13 protein-coding genes are annotated in these 17385 nt (G+C 65.7%); 6 read left to right on the top strand and 7 right to left on the bottom strand.

Going from position 1 to position 17385, the window contains the following annotated elements; genetic code table 11:
• Window positions 1-318: 318 nt before the first annotated feature.
• Window positions 319-2544, bottom strand: coding sequence for a S41 family peptidase (locus LJ737_RS03610; RefSeq protein ID WP_227763035.1), 2226 nt, complete (start codon window positions 2542-2544; stop codon window positions 319-321).
• A gap of 130 nt (window positions 2545-2674) precedes the next feature.
• Here LJ737_RS03610 and LJ737_RS03605 point away from each other — a divergent pair, with 130 nt between their 5' ends.
• Window positions 2675-4480, top strand: coding sequence for a M61 family metallopeptidase (locus tag LJ737_RS03605; RefSeq protein ID WP_227763034.1), 1806 nt, complete (start codon window positions 2675-2677; stop codon window positions 4478-4480).
• 192 nt (window positions 4481-4672) lie between these two features.
• Window positions 4673-6271, top strand: coding sequence for a phage tail-like protein (locus LJ737_RS03600; RefSeq protein WP_227763033.1), 1599 nt, complete (start codon window positions 4673-4675; stop codon window positions 6269-6271).
• A gap of 10 nt (window positions 6272-6281) precedes the next feature.
• Here LJ737_RS03600 and treF read toward each other — a convergent pair whose 3' ends face one another.
• The 3 genes from treF to LJ737_RS03585 all read right to left on the bottom strand — a co-directional run bounded on the left by treF (window position 6282) and on the right by LJ737_RS03585 (window position 9444).
• Window positions 6282-7847 carry an alpha,alpha-trehalase TreF gene (gene treF / locus LJ737_RS03595; RefSeq protein ID WP_227763032.1) on the bottom strand — a complete coding sequence of 522 codons (1566 nt, stop codon included), beginning with the start codon at window positions 7845-7847 and terminating at the stop codon, window positions 6282-6284.
• Between the two features lie 129 nt (window positions 7848-7976).
• A complete protein-coding gene (locus LJ737_RS03590; RefSeq protein WP_227763031.1) occupies window positions 7977-8981 on the bottom strand; it encodes a glycoside hydrolase family 43 protein in 1005 nt (334 codons plus the stop codon).
• Between the two features lie 67 nt (window positions 8982-9048).
• Window positions 9049-9444, bottom strand: a complete 396-nt coding sequence (locus LJ737_RS03585; protein WP_227763030.1) for a hypothetical protein — start codon at window positions 9442-9444, stop codon at window positions 9049-9051.
• Window positions 9445-9633: 189 nt separating this feature from the next.
• Between LJ737_RS03585 and LJ737_RS03580 the strand changes: the two genes are divergently transcribed.
• Both LJ737_RS03580 and LJ737_RS03575 read left to right on the top strand, forming a co-directional pair.
• On the top strand, window positions 9634-10965 hold the full coding sequence (locus tag LJ737_RS03580) for an NAD(P)/FAD-dependent oxidoreductase (protein ID WP_227763029.1): 1332 nt from the start codon (window positions 9634-9636) through the stop codon (window positions 10963-10965).
• A gap of 350 nt (window positions 10966-11315) precedes the next feature.
• On the top strand, window positions 11316-11741 hold the full coding sequence (locus tag LJ737_RS03575) for a carboxypeptidase-like regulatory domain-containing protein (protein WP_227763028.1): 426 nt from the start codon (window positions 11316-11318) through the stop codon (window positions 11739-11741).
• Window positions 11742-11757: 16 nt separating this feature from the next.
• Here the strand turns inward: LJ737_RS03575 and LJ737_RS03570 are convergent, their stop codons facing one another.
• Window positions 11758-12204 (bottom strand): hypothetical protein, encoded by a 447-nt coding sequence (locus tag LJ737_RS03570; protein WP_227763026.1) that lies wholly within the window; start codon window positions 12202-12204, stop codon window positions 11758-11760.
• Window positions 12205-12651: 447 nt separating this feature from the next.
• On the opposite strand from LJ737_RS03570, the gene LJ737_RS03565 reads away from it, so the two are divergent.
• Window positions 12652-13293 carry a helix-turn-helix transcriptional regulator gene (locus tag LJ737_RS03565; protein ID WP_227763024.1) on the top strand — a complete coding sequence of 214 codons (642 nt, stop codon included), beginning with the start codon at window positions 12652-12654 and terminating at the stop codon, window positions 13291-13293.
• A 399-nt stretch (window positions 13294-13692) separates the two neighbouring features.
• Complete coding sequence (locus LJ737_RS03560; RefSeq protein WP_227763022.1) at window positions 13693-14133, top strand: carboxypeptidase-like regulatory domain-containing protein; 441 nt, start codon at window positions 13693-13695, stop codon at window positions 14131-14133.
• A gap of 330 nt (window positions 14134-14463) precedes the next feature.
• Here LJ737_RS03560 and LJ737_RS27070 read toward each other — a convergent pair whose 3' ends face one another.
• Together LJ737_RS27070 and ettA are read right to left on the bottom strand one after the other, a co-directional pair.
• Window positions 14464-15423: an HNH endonuclease gene (locus tag LJ737_RS27070; RefSeq protein WP_227763020.1), complete on the bottom strand. Its 960-nt coding sequence runs from the start codon at window positions 15421-15423 to the stop codon at window positions 14464-14466.
• Between the two features lie 101 nt (window positions 15424-15524).
• On the bottom strand, window positions 15525-17192 hold the full coding sequence (gene ettA, locus LJ737_RS03550) for an energy-dependent translational throttle protein EttA (RefSeq protein ID WP_227763018.1): 1668 nt from the start codon (window positions 17190-17192) through the stop codon (window positions 15525-15527).
• Window positions 17193-17385: the final 193 nt, after the last annotated feature.

Genomic DNA, 17385 nt, shown 5'->3' with positions numbered 1-17385 from the left:
AGCTCGTCCTACACCTTTCTTGCGTAAGTCATATTACAGGCGCATTTTCCCGCACTATTCGTTAATTTTATTGCTAAAGTTATACACCTATCCCTATCCTTGCAGCATCCAAAACACGCAAGATGCTTGTGCTTGATTTTTGCACTCTCCCTTTACGCCTCTCCCCGCCTACAAAAACCGTTAACTCTTAATAATTACAAAATGTGGATTACTCAGCACTGCCTGCTAGCAAGCCCCCTACAGCGCCGGGTAACTTCGAGCTAAAAGCCCCGACTGGTGCAGCCGGGGCTCGGGAATGCAGCTGCTACCAGGCCTGCATCAGTTGGTTTCAATCAATGCCACAGCGCGGTCCAGCACTTCGTCGCGCCCTTCGCGGATGCCCTCGATGGTGGGCTTGACTTCCACGTCGGGCACAATGCCGATGCGCTGGGTTTCGCGGCCGTCGGGGTAGTACACGCCGATGCCGCTGATGCGGGTGGACAGGCCGCCGGGCAGGTCGAAGGGCGACACGTTGCCGTCGGCGCCGGCGGTGGTGCTGCCGAGCACGGTGGCGCGCGGGGCAGTGCGCAGGGCCATGGCGTAGTACTCGGCCATGCTCTGCGTCTGCTCGTTGACGAGGATAACCACCTTGCCCGGGTAAGCCGTCTTGCGGCCCGCGGGCATGCTCAGCGGTTCCGTCCACTCGAAAGTGCCGGGCCGACCGGGTGCCCCAGCGCTGAATTTCACGAAGGGTTGGGCTTGCGGCAGCAGGTAGGGCACCAGCGAAAACAGGCTGAACTCCGAGGGGTAGTTGCGCGCGTCAATGACCAAGCCGCGGGTGCTGCGGGCCTCCAGCATCACGCCTTCGATTTGCCCTTTGGCCAGGTTGTTCAAGGACACGTAGCCCACGCCCGGCCGCAGCGTGCGGTAGGGCTCCCAGGGGTTGGGCACTTCGGGTTTCAGGTTCAGCTCGCTGGCGGGGTAGCGCGGCACCGCCAGCGTCAGGGGCTGCCCGGCGCGCCGCACCTGCAGCTGCACCGTGGCCGCGTGCCCGCGCAACAGGTTGGGGGCCAAGTTGCGCAGCTGGGCCGCGTCGTTGGAGGCCGGCGCCAGCGGGCGGCGCTGGGCCAGCAGCGTGGCCACCGGCACCCCGTCGACGGCCTCGATAACGTCGCCGCGCTGCAGACCGGAAGTGGGGCCGTGCTCGGGGCTGAGGTAGCCCGTCACCACGGCCTGCTCCTCGGCAAAACTCACGCGTACCGGGGCGTAGAGCTTGCCGTGGTAGTCGGCCAGTACCGGGTCATTGCCGAGCAGCGAGGCGTGGGTGTCGTGGATGCGGCCGATGAGCTCCAGCACAGCCAGGCGGTAGGCCAGCGGATCGGCGGCGGCGGCCAGCTTGGGCACAAACTCGGGCAGCACGCGCTGCCAGTCCTCGCCGATGGCGTAGCGGTAAGGAAAGTAGTACTCGATGATGTTCCAGTAGCGAAACAGCGCCAGCAGGCGGTAGCCCGCGTCGGGCGTGCCGAGGTACCCATAGGCGTCTTCGTGCTCGAAGACGGGGTTGCCCACGTTGGCCGCGAAACGGACGTAATAGTGCGGGCCGGTGTAGCGCACGGCGCGCAGGGCGTGCAGCTGCCGGCGCAGGGCCGGGCTGAGCTGCTTGGCGTCGTCGAGCCAAGCCAGGTCGGCGGGCAGGCGCACCTGGGCGGCGGGCTCGGCGCAGGGCGCGGCGCAGGCGGGCACCGGCCCCAGCGAGGTCAGCCAGGCGCTGAGCACGCGGCTGCGCGCGGCCGCGGAGCGGGCCTTGAGCACCCGGGGCAGCAGGCGAAACAGGGCCGCGTCGAGGTTGTGCTGCCCGGCGGCCACCGCGGGGTGGTGGTACTTGGCGAAGCCCCACACCCGGCCCAGCACCGCCAGGTTTTCGATCTGGCGCGGGCTGAGCGGGGGCAGCGTGGTCAGCCCGGAGCCCTGCACAAAGGCCGTGTCGTGGTCAGCAGGGAAGCTCCGGGGCTGGAGCATTTCCTGCGTCAGTTCCCGGCCGTCGATGCTCAGCCGCAAGTCATCGAACCAGACGGTGCCGGGGCCGCTGAGGATGCCGCCGAGCTGCAGCTCCCGGGCTTCCGGCGCCAGCGGCAGGGTGATGCTGAACTGCTGCCAGTCGCGGGTGCCGCGCAGCTGCTGCTGGTGCATGTTGTCGAAGGCCAGCAGCTGGCCGTCGGGGCCGTTGACGCGCAACCAGAGGCCGGCCGCGTCGCGCACCTCGGCCAGGCGCAGGTAGCCGGTCAGCGTGACCTGCTTGCCGCCGACGTGGACGGGCACGCGGTAGGCGCGGGCGCCGAACTCGCGGGCCTCGGGACCGGCCGAGAGGCGCTGGGCGTAGCGGCCGGCGTGGCGCACCACCGAGTCGAGGGCGGCGGAGTAGGCCAAGCCGCCCACCGGCGTCCAGCCCAGGGCTTCGCCGTTGCGCCGGTCGCGTTGCTCCATGCTCAGGGCGGCCGCCAGCTGGGCGCGGGCCGCGGCCGCCGGGCCGAGCAAGGCCAGCAGCAGGAAGGTAGATTTAAGCATCGGCGGAATGGAATAAGAACGAATGGAGTTAGGAAACGGCGAAGCTAGCCGTTTCGTCTGCCACTGCCCGGCGGCGCAACATTGCCGCCGAATTTGCATCCTTGCACCCGTTTCCCATTCTCCCCTGCTCATGCAACACGCGCTGCGCGCCGGCCTGCTGGCCACTTTGCTTTCCACCGGCCTCGCGGCCCAGGCCGCCCCGAAGGAGCTGACGTACACGGTCACCATCGACCCGGCCAAGTCCACCGACGAGTTTCAGGTGGCCCTGCAGCTGCCCAAGCTCAAGAAAGACCAGGCCATCTACCAGTTTGCCTCCACCGCGCCCGGCACCTACCAGGTGATGGACATGGGCCGCTACGTGCGCAATTTCCAGGCCTTCGACGCCAAGGGCAAGCCGCTGGAGAGCAAGCAAATCGGCACCAACCAGTGGCAGCTGGCCCAGCCCGACAAAACCCGCGAAATCCGCTATACCATTGCCGAAACCTGGGATACGCCGGTGAAGGAGCACAACATCTACCGCATGTGCGGTTCTTCGCTCGAAGCCGACCACGCCCTGCTCAACGGGCAGACCATTCTGGGCTACCCGCAGGGCATGCAGAATCAGCCGCTGCGCCTGAAAATCAACTATCCCAGCGGCTGGCAGGCCGGCTCGGCCCTCACCCCCGACGCCCAGGGCTACTACCACGCCAAGGACTACGACCAGGCCGTGGACTCGCCCATTTTGCTCGGCCGCCTCACGCAGGCCACCACCAAGCTCGGCGACGCGGAAGTGGCCCTGTACTGCTACTCCAAAACCGACCAGATCAAGGCCGAGCCGCTGCTGGGGGCCATGCAGAAGATGCTGGGCGCCGCCCAGAGCTTTCTGGTGCAGCTGCCGGTGAAGCGCTACGCCTTCCTCTACCACTTCGAGGACCAGAGCCAGGGCGCTTGGGAGCATTCCTACAGCTCGGAGTACACGCTGAAGGAGCAGCCGCTCACGCCCGAATACGCCCAGAGCATCACCGACATGGCCGCGCACGAGTTTTTCCACATCGTGACGCCGCTGAACATTCACTCCGAAATCATCGAGCACTTCAACTTCGTGCAGCCCACCGGCTCGCAGCACCTGTGGCTGTACGAGGGCACCACCGAGTGGGCCGCCCACATGATGCAGCTGCGCGGCGGGCTGATTTCGCTGGATGACTACCTGAAGACGCTGCAGGAAAAAGTAGCCTACGACCACCTGCGCGCCGATACCACCTACTCGCTGAAAAAGCTGGGCCTGAACTCCTTCTCCGACGAGGGCCAGCAGCAGTACGGCAACATTTACCAGCGCGGGGCCATGACGGCCGCCCTGCTCGATTTGCGCCTGCTGGAGCTGTCGGGCGGCAAGCGCGGGCTGCGCGAGGTGCTGCTGGAGCTGGCCAACCAGTACGGCCCGAGCAAGCCGGTGAGTGAGCAGAACTTCTTCGACGATTTCACCAAGCAGACCTACCCCGAAATCCGCGACTTTTTCCGCCGCTACGTGGAAAACGCCGAGCCCCTGCCCCTGCAGGAGTACTACGCAAAGGTGGGCATCAGCTACTCGCCCGTGTACCGCACCGGCCGCAAGTTCGGCTCCCTCGGCATCAACGGCTACGCCCCGAAGAACGGCGGGCTGGCGTTTGCCCAGGTTAGCCCCACGCTGCAGGCCTGCGGGGTGGCCGTCGGCGACCAGTTCGTGGCTTACAACGGCGCGCCCATCACCCTCGAAACCTTCCGCCAGACCATCATGGCCATGCAAAGTGGCCAGCCCGGCCAGGAAGTGGAGCTGACCATCGGCCACGAGGGCAAGGAAAAGAAAGTGCGCTGCCGCACGGTGGAGCGCGACGAGACCAAGCGCTTCTACTTCGCCGTCGACCCGCAGGCCACGCCCCAGCAGCTGGCCCTGCGCCAAGCCTGGCTGAAGAACCTGTAAGCGGCCGTCCGGCCCGACACGCTATCCAACGCCCCGGTTGCCGCCCGCAGCCGGGGCGTTGTGTTTGCGGGGCGGGCTGAGTAGCGGGCACCCGGGCGGGCGTATAGCTGCCCCAGCCATTATAAGATTTGGCTAATATTCAGGGTTTTCAGAATTTCACCGGCGCTCCACGCTCACCCAACACACCCCGCAATGCCCAACCGCTACCCCTCTGCCCTTTTCGCCGCCTTACTGCTCTCCACCGCGGCTGCGGCCCAAAACGTGGGCATCGGCACCACCGCCCCGGCGGGCGCAGCGGCCCTGGAAGTGCGTGCCACCGACAAGGGCTTTCTGCCTCCGCGGGTTGCCGCGGCCAGCGCCATTGCCAACCCCGTACAAGGCCTGCTCGTGTTTCAAACCAACGCCCCGGCCGGCTACTATTACTACACCGGCTCGGCCTGGACGCAGCTCAGCACTGTGGGCGGCGACTGGGCCACTACCGGCAACACGGGCACCGCGGCGGGCACCAACTTCGTGGGCACCACCGACGCCCAGCCGCTGGTGCTGAAAACCAACGGCAGTGCCGCTGCCAACGAGCGGCTGCGCCTGCTCACCGACGGGCGCATCACGGTGAACCGCGCCTCGGCCCAAACCGGCGACCTGTTTGCCGTGTACGGCTCGGGCACCGCCGGCGCCCTCAACAGCACCGCCAACGTCCACGACTTTCCCATCAACGGCTACAGCAGCGGCTCCTTCGCCGGCTTCTACGGCGAAAATACTGGCACCGGCCAAGGCGTGGTGGGCACCAACACCAGCACCGGCACCGGCGTGTACGGCGTCAACAGCAACGTCAACGGCTACGGGGTGTTCGGCTACAACCAGGTGGCCGGCATCGGCGTGGGCGGGCTGTCGACGGGCGGCATCGGCATCAACGGGGCCACCAACGGCGCCCTGGTAACCGGCGTCCGCGGCTTCAACCAACACAACACCGGCACCGGCATGCTGGCGCTGGGCAATAACATCGTGGCGGGCACGGTGCTGGCCCAGGGCTCGGGGCTGGCGGCCAACGGCACCAGCGTGGGCGCTTTCGGCCTGGGCACCAACGCCAACAACGGCATCGGCCTGGTGGGCACCGGCAACAACATCGTCACGTTCACCAACCCCGGCCTCGGGGCCGGGGTGGTAGGCCAGGGCCAAACCTTCGGCACCGTCGGCTACGCCTCGGCCAGCCCACTCGTCAACGACCGGTGGGGCGGCTACTTCGATTACCAGGTCAGCCCCAACGGCTACGCCTACGTGGGCGGCCGCTCCGGCGGCACCGATTACGCCATTCTCTCAGGCGGCGCCAAGAGCACCATGGTGCCCGACGCGCAGGGCCAGAACCGGGTGATGTACTGCCCGGAGGCGCCGGAGGTCCTGTTTCAGGACTTCGGCCACGCCCAGTTGCAGAACGGCCGCGCCCACGTCACGCTCGACCCGGTGCTGGCCCGCAACGTGGCCGTGTCGGAACAGCACCCGCTGCGGGTGTTCCTGCAGCTCGAAGGGGACTGCCGGGGCGTGTACGTGACCAACAAGTCGGTGGAGGGCTTCGACGTGGTGGAGCTGGCCGGCGGCCGCTCCAACGTGGCCTTCAGCTGGCAGCTGGTGGCCAACCGCGCCGATGCCACGGACGACCGGGGTCAGGTCAGCAGCCGCTTCGCCGATGTGCGCTTTCCGCTGGGCCCGCAGCGGCCGGCCACCACGCGCCAGGAACTCGGGCGGGCCCTGCCGCCGCCCCCGGCCCCGGCGCCGCCCCTCAAGCGGCCGAAGTAACGCCAGCCGCTCAGGGCCGGAGCTGGTACTGCCGCATCAGGGCCAGCAGCACGCCGTTGGTCCAGCCGAAGCCGTCCTGGGTGGGGTACTCGCCGCCGCCCGCCAGCAGCGTGGTGTCTTCCACGTTGTACTTCTCCAGCAGCTTGCCCGTCTGCCCGAACACGCGCACGTTCAGCGCCACCCACCGCTCGGCCACGGTGCGCGCCAGCGGCTGCTGCCCGTACCGCTCCAGCCCCTCGATGGCCACGTACTGCAGCGGGGCCCAACCGTTGGGCGCGTCCCACTGCTGCCCGCTGCGGGTGAGCGTCGTCACTAGCCCGCCGGGTTTCAGGAAGTCGCGCTGCAGGCCAGCGGCTACGAGCTGCGCCTGCGCCTTGGTGGCCAGCCCGAAATACAAGGGAAAGGCCGCGGCCAGGGTGCGCACCCTGGCCGGCTGCCGGGCCGCGAGGTCGTAGTCGACAAACCACTGCTGCCGGGCGTCCCAGCAGTAGCGCAGCAGGGCTTGTTTGCGCGCCGCGGCCCGCTGCTCGAAGGCGTGGGCCTGGGCGGCGTTGCCCTGCTGCCGGTACCCGCGGGCCAGCGTCTGCTCCAGCCCGTAGAGCAGGCAGTTCAGGTCGACGGGCAGCAGCTCGGTGGTGCGGATGCTGGCCAACGTGCCCGCCGCCCCGAACCAGCGGGTGCTGAAATCCCAGCCCGAGGCAGCGGCGGCGCGCACGTGCCGGTAAAACACCGGCGGCGCCTGCGGGCTTTGCTTGGCGGTGGCCACGTCCTCGGCGTAAGATTCCTCGCGGGCGTAGTCGCCGGCGTCCCAGTAGCGGTTGAGCACCTCGCCGCCGGGCAGGCGCACGGCACAGCGGCGGGCCTCGCCGGGCCGGAGCGAGTCGGCGCCGGCCATCCAGTACTGGTACTCGCGCAGCAGCCGGGGCTGGTAGCGGCGGCGCACCGAGTCGCCCTGGGCCTGGGTCAGCAGCTCCACCATCTGACTGAAAAACGGCGGCTGCGAGCGGGTGAGGTAGTAGGTGCGGTTGCCGTTCGGGATGAAGCCCTGCCGGTCGATGAGGCTGGCGAAGTTGTCGACCATGCCGCGAATCAGGTCCACGCGGCCGCTTTCGCGCAGGCCCAGCATGGTGAAGTACGAATCCCAGTAGTACACCTCCCGAAAGCGGCCGCCGGGCACCACGTAGGGCCGCGGCAGCGGCAGCAGCGAGCTGTAGCGGCCCACCGAATCCTGGGGCTGGCGCGTAAGCACCGTCCAGAGCGTGTCAAGGTGGTGGCGCAGGCCGGCGGCGGGGTGGCTGCGGTAGCCGGCCGTGGCCGCCGCCGGCAGCTCGAAGTTGGCCTCCACGAAGCGCTTCAGGTCGAAGCCCGGCTGTTGGCGCTGCTGCAGGTACAGCCGCTCCAGCTCGGCCGGGTTGCGGCGGGCCCGGGCGTCCACGAAGGTTTTGCCATCGGCAAACACGCGCCCGAGCTGCACGGCCTCAAACAGCGCCGGGTAAAGCTGGCGCGGGGAAGTCTGCGCGCAGGCGGCGCGGGCGGTCAGTAGCAGCAACAGGCAGAGAAGCGGAAATCGGGACATAGGCGAGGAAAGCAGGGAAGAAGACCAGCCCGTTCGGGCAATAGCGCGCTGCGGTGCGGGGTACTAAGCAACGCCGTGCAGCAGCGAATAACACCACATCAGCCTCAATACGCGAAGCAGCGCGGCGCGCTACTGGCCCACCGGCGCGGCCGTGGGCCAGCGCGAGGCCACGCCGCCGGTTGTCAGCCGGGGCCAGCCGTCGGCGGTGTACTCCAGCCGGTCAATCAGCATCACCCGGCGCGAGTAGCCCTGGTCGGCGTCGATGGCGTTGAAGGTGGGCTGGGCCGGGTCGATGGCGTGATAGGCCAGCCAGTCCTGCCCGGCCGCGTCGGTGACGACGCAGTTGTGGCCGGGGGCGCGCCAGTCCAGCGAAGCCTCGAGGATGGCGCCCGGCCCGCCGGTGGCGTCGGCCAGCGTCTCGAAGGGGCCGGTGGCGGCCCGGGCCCGGGCCACCAGCACGCCGTAGTGCGCGTCGGGGCCGCAGCAGTTGTTGCCGGAGTAAAACAGGTAGTACCAGCCGTGGCGCCAAATCACCCAGCTGCCCTCGATGAGCCGGTGGTAGTGGTGCGGGTCATCGGGGCGGGCGGGCAGCACTTCGATGGGCCGGGAGTCGGGCAAAAAGCTCACGCGGTCCTCGGCCAGCTCCTGCACCCGCAGCGGCCCGAAGCCCGAGCCCCAGTACAGCCAGCGGCGCCCGGTGGCCGGGTCGTCGAAGGCCATGGGGTCGATGTCGGCGAAGCCCTTCAGCCCGGTTTGCAGCAGGGGCCGGCCGATGTCCACGAACGGCCCGGCGGGCGCGTCGGCGGTGGCCACGGCCAGGCACAGGCCCGGGCCGTGGTCGGGCTCGGCGGAGTAGTAGAGGTAATAGCGCCCCCGGTGCTCGGTCACGTGCGGGGCCCAGATTTCCTGCGTGGTGCGCGCCCAACCGGGTTTTTCCGGCAACCCTTCGCCGAGGTAGTCCCAGTGCACCAGGTCCCGGGAGCGGGCCACCTGCAGGTTCACAATGCGCCCGCCGAAGAGCTTGGTCTGCGTGCCGTAGGCGTAGTACCAGCCGTCGGCGGCGCGAATGATGGTCGGGTCCGGAAAGTCGGCGTCGAGAACGGGGTTGCGGTAGCGGCCGGGAGCGAGGGGCATGGCAAAGCGGCGTGGGTACTGACGTAGCTCTACGTGCTTGGCCGGGCCGGCGGCCGAGTTAGGGCCGTCAGGCCTGCCGCCGCAGCCACAGGTAGGCCGAGGCCACGTCGTCGAACGAGGACACGACCGGGCGCGCAATCTGGGCCAGGGCCTGCTCGGTGTGCACGCGGGTGGCGAAGTCGCGTGGAAATACCCAGGCCACGTACTCCAGGCCAGCTTTGGTCATTTCCTCCAGCCACCACACGCCCCAGAGCGAGAGTTGCATGGTCTGGCGCGTCACCCCGGAGTTGTCGTTGAGAATCTTGCGGCAGGGCTGGGTGCGCAGCGCTTCCAGCATCAGCAGGCAGGCCGATTGCGACGAGTCCTGGTCATGCGCGCCGCGCCAGTCGCAGTACAGCCACGCGTTATCGGCATCGTAGCTGATGACCAAGCCGGGAGTATCGACCAGAAAAGAAGACTGCATGGGAAGGGCGCCCGGCCAAGCCGGCTACGAAAGGTAATGCCCGGCGGCCGACTTCCCCGCACCGGCTTGCATTTAGCTGGCGCGCTATGACTATTCGCAGCGGCCTGCTGGCATTTTTCCCCGGAATTAATCATTCCCGGCGCCCGGCCGTATCATTGCCCACTCACGTCTTATTCCCCCGAGTTGCGTATGGAAGGCCTGGCCAAAATCGAAGACCTCGGCAAACCGCGCGTGGTCATCGTCGGCGGCGGTTTTGGCGGCCTGGAGCTGGCCAAGGCCCTGCGCCACGCCCCGGTGCAGGTGGTGCTCATCGACAAGCAGAACTACCACACCTTTCAGCCCCTGCTCTACCAGGTAGCCACCGCCGGCCTGGAGGCCGACACGGTGGTGTCGCCCTTCCGCAAAATCCTCGACGAGCAGGAAAACTTCTACTTCCGCCTAGCCGAAGTGCAGCGCATCGACGCCGCGCGGCAGGTGGTCGAAACCTCCATCGGGCTGGTGCGCTACGACTACCTGGTGCTGGCCACCGGCGCCACCACCAACTACTTCGGCGACGAGCAGATGGAGCGCAACGCCATTGCCATGAAGAGCGTGGAGGACGCCATCGAGCTGCGCAACACGGTGCTGTCGAACTTCGAAAAGGCCCTGCAGCTCGGCGACGAAGAGCAACTCAACTCCCTGCTCGACTTCGTCATCGTGGGCGGCGGGCCCACCGGCGTGGAGCTGGCCGGTGCCCTGAGCGAGCTGCGCAAGCACGTGTTTCCGCGCGACTACCGCGAGCTGGACTTCAAGCAGATGGACATTCACTTGGTGCAGAGCGGGGATTTGCTGCTGAAGGGCATGTCGGCCGAGGCTTCGGCGGCGGCCCTGAAGTATTTGCAGGATTTCGGCGTGCAGGTGCACCTGAACAAGCGCGTGAAAAGCTACGACGGCTACACCGTGACGCTGAACACCGGCGAAACGCTCATCACCCGCACGCTCATTTGGGCCGCGGGCGTGGCCGGCGCCCCCGTCGAGGGCCTGCCCGCCGAGTGCCTGCGCAAGGGCGGCCGCTACGCCGTCGACGCGTTCAACCGCATCAAAGGCCAGCCCGCCATTTTCGCCATCGGCGACATTGCTGCCATGGAATCGGCGGAGTACCCCGAGGGGCACCCCATGGTGGCCCAGCCCGCCCTGCAGCAGGGCCGCCTGCTGGCCCAGAACCTGGAGCGCCTGCTGGCCGGCCAGCCCCTGCAGCCCTTCCAGTACGAGGACAAAGGCTCCTTGGCCACCATCGGCCGCAACCACGCCGTGGCCGACATCCGGCTGCTGGGCAAAGACATCAAGACGCAGGGCTTCTTCGCCTGGCTGATCTGGATGTTTGTGCACCTGATGTCGCTCATCAGCTTCCGCAACCGCTTGTTCGTGTTCCTAAACTGGAGTTGGAGCTACTTCAGCTTCGACAAGGGCCGGCGCTACATCATCGGCCGCACGCGCGAGCCGGTGCCCGTCGAGGCCACCACCGAAAAAGCCATTGTGTAGTCTGCACCGCCCCAGCCCGCTCCGGCTGGGGCGGTTGCGTGTTGGGCCGTTCGGCCTCTTTGGATTTGCGGCGGAGGCTCCCTTACCCAAAGCCTTCGGCAAGACCGACTGTACCCGGCCCACTCATCTGCGAAACAATAGCCAAAGACTTGAGCTGTTGAGCAGTATGAGCTGTTTTGCTTGGTTGGCCAAGCAATTCCTGCACAGGTCCGAGCAATGAGGCCGCCCTAGATAGACGGGAGCTTACTCGGCTAACACATTTCATTTAATTTACTTTATCCAATTTTTATTTGCATATAAGAATTAATAAAACAATTTTTATCCAACAATAAATATAAAACATCATAGCCATGCGCTCCACCCACGCAATCCTGACTTTCGCACTGCTCCTGAGCCCGGTAGCATTTGCCGCCGCCCAAACCGCTTCAGCAACCGTTTCTACCACTGGTTCGGCATCCGCAGGATCAACCAGCCAGCCTACTCAGATTATCCACGGCCAAGTCATCGACGAGGACGGCCAGCCGCTGCCGGGAGCCACCATTATGATCAAAGGCACCCGAAACGTGTGCAGCACCAACGCCGACGGGGTGTTTACGCTGTCGGGCTTCCGCCCCGCCGAACAGGTACGGGTGAGCATGCTCGGCTACGCCGAGGCCGACCTAGCCGTGCGCACCGGAGCCGCCAATGCCGTCACACTGCAGTTACTGCCCGGCACCCGCATCAAGCACGGCGGCCGCCACAACGGCAAAATGCTGGCCGCCGGCCGCGCCGATTAATTTAGGCCAACCCAGGCTATTGGGCTACGGCGCTACCGACTTGCTCCAGCAGGCGCCGCTGCGCCAGCCATTGCATAGCCGGCTGCTCCTCGATGAACCGCTCCACCTGGTAGGGCAGGTCGTTGAAGTACTCCAGCTTCGGGACTTCCGCAGCGGCCTCCAGCTCCTGCAAGTGACTGGGCGTGAACAAGTACGCTAGATACGCCTTCCCGCCCAGCCGGGACGCCAGCTGCGGGAAAAACGCATCCATCATCCAGCGCGAGTCGCCTTTGTGCGAGTGCGTGCGCCGCCGTCCGTCGATTAGCCACCACCGGCACTGCCAGGCGCTGGCGGCGTCGAGCAGGGCGGCGTAGCCGGTTTGCAGTTGCTCGGGCGTCACGGGCTGCATCCAGCGCCCGACGAGCACTCCCAACTCAACCCGGTAAACAATCTGCAGGAAGTCCGGGGAAGGCAACAACAGCATAGCGGAGGCGAAATAGGCAAGCCAACCCTAGATACTGGGTTTGGCCCCGGGCGGTTGCGGCGCTCGGCCGCGGCCCGCCCGCCGACCTTTGCTTTCTGGGGCTGCCCGGTGGTGAAGCCAGTTACCGAACCGCAGTCAGAACATTCCGTCGAGCTACTCCGACCTTCACTAAGCCCGCAAGTACGCGGCCCCTTTTACCGCGCGGCAAGCCCGAAAGTGCGTTTAATCAACGTGTTGGCCCGGCGTAGCCCCGATTTATCTCTGGGTTTTGCGGACCGGCATGCCTTGCACAATGCACCTAAATAGATTCCTGAATTATATTGAATTTATAGCATATATAATTCATATTGTCGCCTCCGTTCCCGGCGCCTCAAGCGCTACCGCCCTGATTGCTGCGCACCTATTGTTTCACGCTGTTCCTCCCTGCATGATCAAACTGCTACCCTGATGCCCTCCCTCGCAAGCGTCACTGCCGCCCCGGTTCTGGTAGTAGCGCCCCCAACCCTGTACCGCCAAGGCTTGCTCAGCACCTTGCAGGAAGCCTGGCCTTTGCTGGAACTCATCCTCAATCCCGATGCCGACCAGCTGCCGGCCCTCGTGCACCGGCAGCCGTTTGCTCTGGTCGTACTCGACAGTTCCGCCGCCGGACACGCCCTACCTCAGCTTATTGCCCGCATGCGCACCTTTCGGCCCCAGCAGCCGGTGCTAGCGCTTACGGCCCAGCGCCTTTCGGCCCGCAGCCAGCAGGAGCTGCGCCACCACGCCACCACGCTGCTGCCGCGGCACTCGTCGCCGCAACAGCTGGTGCAGGCCATGCAGCCGTGGCTTAGCCGAACCAGCGGTGGGCACCTGCCCGCGCCCAGCGCCGGGGTGCGGCACGCGGGGCCGCCCACGCCGTTTAGTCGCCGGGAGCTGGACGTGCTGCGGCTGGTAGTCGGGGACTGTAACAACCGGGAAATTGCGGAGCAGCTCTGCCTCAGTGTGCGCACCGTGGAGAGTCACCGGCGCGCGCTGCTGCAGAAAACCGGCGCCCGCAGCCTGATTGGACTGGTGGTGCAAGCCGTACGTGAAGGCTGGGTGGTGTCCTGAAGCAGCTTGGCGGCGTTTCGCGGGACGTTTCGCGCCGACACGGCAGCCCGGCCGCGCTGTTGCGTCGGCGCGGTCATGATGCACTGCTTGCGTGGTTAACCATGAGCGTTGGGATAATTCTGAAGGGACTTGTAAGTAATGTTCAAAAAATCAGACCAAACCGCAGCTTAGTCCACCAAAAAAATAATGCAATTAAAGTTTAGTTCAGAAGGTTATTGACGCCCTGCTTCCCCAGCAGAAACATGCTTTTAAGCTCAGCCGTAACACGCAATCCAATTATTCGTTAACTTCACCAATGCTTACGGCAATGCCGAGTCCTATTTAGGCCAGAGTTGATGCTTGAGCACCGGCCGGGTATGGCCGCGCGGGTAAGTCCGCTTTTCCCTTGTTGCCTCAGCTATGAAACACCTGGCTACTCTTCTAATCGGCTTGCTCCCCCTGGCCGCCGTTGCCCAAACCCAACCCGCAGCTGCCCGTCCCGACAGCACCCAAAACGCAGCCGCTCAACCTGCTACCCTCGGCTGCAACATGCTTACCGGCCGCATCACCGACGCCTTTGCTTACCCGCTAACCGGTGCCACGGTGATGCTGCGCAGCCGCGACAGGTCCTTCGCCACCGACGCGTTCAGCACCAATGCCGAAGGCCGCTACCTCGTCACGTCCAAAAAGCCCATTCCGCGCGACGTAGTCCTGTTCATCACGGCCGCCGGCTATACCACCCTGGAGCAGCCTCTGACCAACTGCCAGCCCCTGGAAGTGACGTTGGAACCGCTGCCCGGCACCAAATTCAAGTCGGACGGGCGCATCAAGAAAACCAGTAACACGGGCAAGATTCGGTAGCGGCGGCAGTATTCCGCTGCGCGTCCGCCAGTACAATCTGGCTGCTCGGGGCATAGTTAGCCCTGAACAATTGCTTTCCTGCTCGGTCACCTCAACCGCGCACCGCGGCCGAACCGAGGCGTCGACCGGCGCATCAACAAGCACACCCGCGCCTGTCCAACCTACTGGGCAGGCGCGGGTGTGTTTGTTTAGATTGGATAGCCCTGTTGCTGCTCACCTTAAGCCAACTGGTCTGCCAGAACGGGCTGAAGGGTGGCGCTTAGCGGCCCAATGGGCGAAAGAAAAAGCTGTTGAGCTTGCCGGCTGCACCTACTTATTGGCTCAATCGGTCTAGCCCCGCTGCCGCTGTAGGTTGGCGGGGTCGGGCTGCCACAAAGGATTGGCGGGTAGGTGCAGCCGCTGCCCCTCAAACTGGCGCAGGCCGTGGGCCGCGCCAGCCAGTTCGCGGAAGCCCTCGGCCACCCGCACCCGGTAGTCTTCGTCGATGTAAAACAGGTGCCGGTCGAAGGCGCGGTGCAACGTTGGCGTCAGGGCCAAGCCATTGGACAGGCTGTCGTCCTGGCTTACGGCCCAGGGCACGATGTGGCAGGCGTCGAGCAACGGATTGGGAGCCGCGCTGCGGGTGCTGCTCAGCTTCAGGCCCGTGACGGCGCAGGTGTGGTCGTAGGCATCCAGCACCACGCGTTTGAACACGCCGCTGCGAATCGCCACCTGCAACTCATCGGCGGGCTGCGCGCGGAGGCGGTACACGGCCGCGGGCTCGGCCAGCATGTGCTGCTGCAGCGCCCGCACCTCGGCGGCGCCGGCCCGGGCCTGGTAGTGGCCGCGCGTCTGCGGGAAGTAGCGGTGCAGCAGGGCTTGGCGCAGCTGCTCCCGGGCCACCGGGGCCTGCAGCAGCGCCCACAGTTCCTCATCCAAGTAGGCGTATTCCACGGTGTCGCGCAGGCTGCGGAAGCTCTTGACCGAGCGCGAGGCCGTCAGCAGCACTTCCAGCCCCGGTAGGGTGCGCAGGTGCCAGAACCCGTCGCCCGAGAGGTGGTAGAAGGGCAGCGAAAAGTCGTTGGCCCGAAACAGCGCCGAGGTGCTCAGGTCGCGGCAGAGGCTGCGGAAGGCGGCCAGCAGCTCCGGGGTGATGTAGATGCGGTTGTCCTGGATGCTGCCGTCTTCGATGCCGTCGAGCACGGCTAGCAGCAGGGCGGGCTTGTACGGGGCCTCGCCATGCTGCCGGCTACGCGCCACGCGCAGGTGGGTGAAGCGGTGGAGGTAGACGTCGGGTATGATTTTGGGCACGGCAGCTCTGAAGCAGATAAGTCTTGCTAAAGTATAATCTGAAACAGAAACGCCCCGGCTGGTCGCAGCCGGGGCGTTTCTGTTTCAAAAAGCAATGAAGCTTAGTTCAAGCTCCGGTAGCGCACCCGCTTGGGCTCCACGTCGCCGAGGCGCTTCTTCTTGGCTTCCTCGTAGTCCGAGAAGTTGCCCTCGAACCACACCACCTGCGAGTCGCCCTCGAAGGCGAGGATGTGGGTGGCCAGGCGGTCGAGGAACCACCGGTCGTGGCTGATGATGACGGCGCACCCGGCGAAGTTTTCCAGCGCGTCCTCCAGGGCGCGAATGGCGTTAACGTCCAGGTCGTTGGTCGGTTCGTCGAGCAGTAGCAGGTTGGCGCCCTGCTTGAGGGTGGTGGCCAGGTGCACGCGGTTCCGCTCCCCGCCCGAGAGCGAGCCGACTTTCTTTTCCTGGTCGCCGCCGCGGAAGTTGAAGTTGCTCACGTAGGCGCGCGAGTTCACCTGCCGGCCGGCCAGCAGCATGGTTTCGGTGCCGCCCGAGATGGTCTCGAACACCGACTTGTTGGGGTCCAGCGTGTCGTGCTGCTGGTCCACGTAGGCCGTCTGCACGGTGGGGCCCACCACGAAGGTGCCCGCGTCGGGCTTCATCTGGTCGGTGATGAGGCGGAACAGGGTGGTTTTGCCGGCGCCGTTCGGGCCAATGATGCCCACGATGCCGCCCTGGGGCAGGTTAAACGACAGGTTTTCGAACAGCAGCTTGTCGCCGAAAGCCTTGCTTAAGCCCTCGGCCTCGATAACCTGGGCGCCCAGGCGCGGGCCGTCGGGGATGAACAGCTCCAGCTTCTGCTCCTTCTCGCGGGCGTCCTCGTTCACCATCTTGTCGTAGCCGGCGAGGCGGGCCTTGCTCTTGGCCTGACGGGCTTTCGGGGCCATGCGCACCCACTCCAGCTCGCGCTGCAGCGTCTTCTGGCGCTTGCTCTCGGTTTTCTCTTCCTGGGCGAGGCGGTTGGACTTCTGCTCCAGCCACGAGGAGTAGTTGCCCTTCCACGGAATACCCTCGCCCCGGTCCAGCTCCAGAATCCAGCCGGCCACGTTGTCGAGGAAGTACCGGTCGTGGGTTACGGCAATGACGGTGCCTTTGTACTGCTGCAGGTGTTGCTCCAGCCACAGCACCGATTCGGCATCCAGGTGGTTGGTCGGTTCGTCGAGCAGCAGCACGTCGGGCTCTTGCAGCAGCAAGCGGCACAGCGCCACGCGACGCTTCTCACCGCCGGAGAGGTTGCCGATGATGGCGTCTTCGGGCGGGGTGCGCAGCGCGTCCATGGCGCGCTCCAGCTTGTTGTCGAGGTTCCAGGCGTCGAGCTGGTCGAGGCGCTCCTGCACTTGGCCCTGGCGCTCCAGCAGCTTGTCGAAGTCGGGGTCTTCGCCGCCGAAAGCTTCGTTGATTTCCTCGAATTCCTTGAGCAGGGCCACCGTTTCGGCCACGCCTTCTTCGATAACCTCGCGCACGGTCTTGGCCGGGTCGAGCTGGGGCTCCTGCTCCAGGTAGCCCACCGAGTAGCCCGGCGACCAAACGACTTCGCCCTGGAACTGCTTGTCGACGCCGGCAATAACCTTCAGCAGGGAAGACTTACCGGAGCCGTTCAGACCCAGCACGCCGATTTTGGCGCCGTAGAAGAACGAGAGGTAGATGTTTTTGAGAACCTGTTTCTGGGGCGGGTAAACCTTGCTTACCCCCGCCATGGAGAAAATAATGGTGGGCTGGTCGCTCATGCAGAGAAGCTGGTAAAAAGAGTCGAGAGGATGATTAGCACGTCATTCCGAGCGAAGTCGAGGAATCTTGCCAGATAGTATGCTCGCCTTGGGACGCGGATGCCGGGGTAAGGCGCCCATGCCGGCCGCACGGGGTTTCGGCGGCGCTCGGCAGGACGTTCTTGGCCCCAGCTCAGCCGAAGCGGGAGAGATG

Origin of the sequence: Hymenobacter sp. 15J16-1T3B (assembly GCF_020711235.1) — a bacterium.
Classification (GTDB): Bacteria; Bacteroidota; Bacteroidia; order Cytophagales; family Hymenobacteraceae; genus Solirubrum.
Note: the sequence above shows the minus strand (reverse complement) of the source record. Positions and strands in the feature narration are given on the sequence as shown.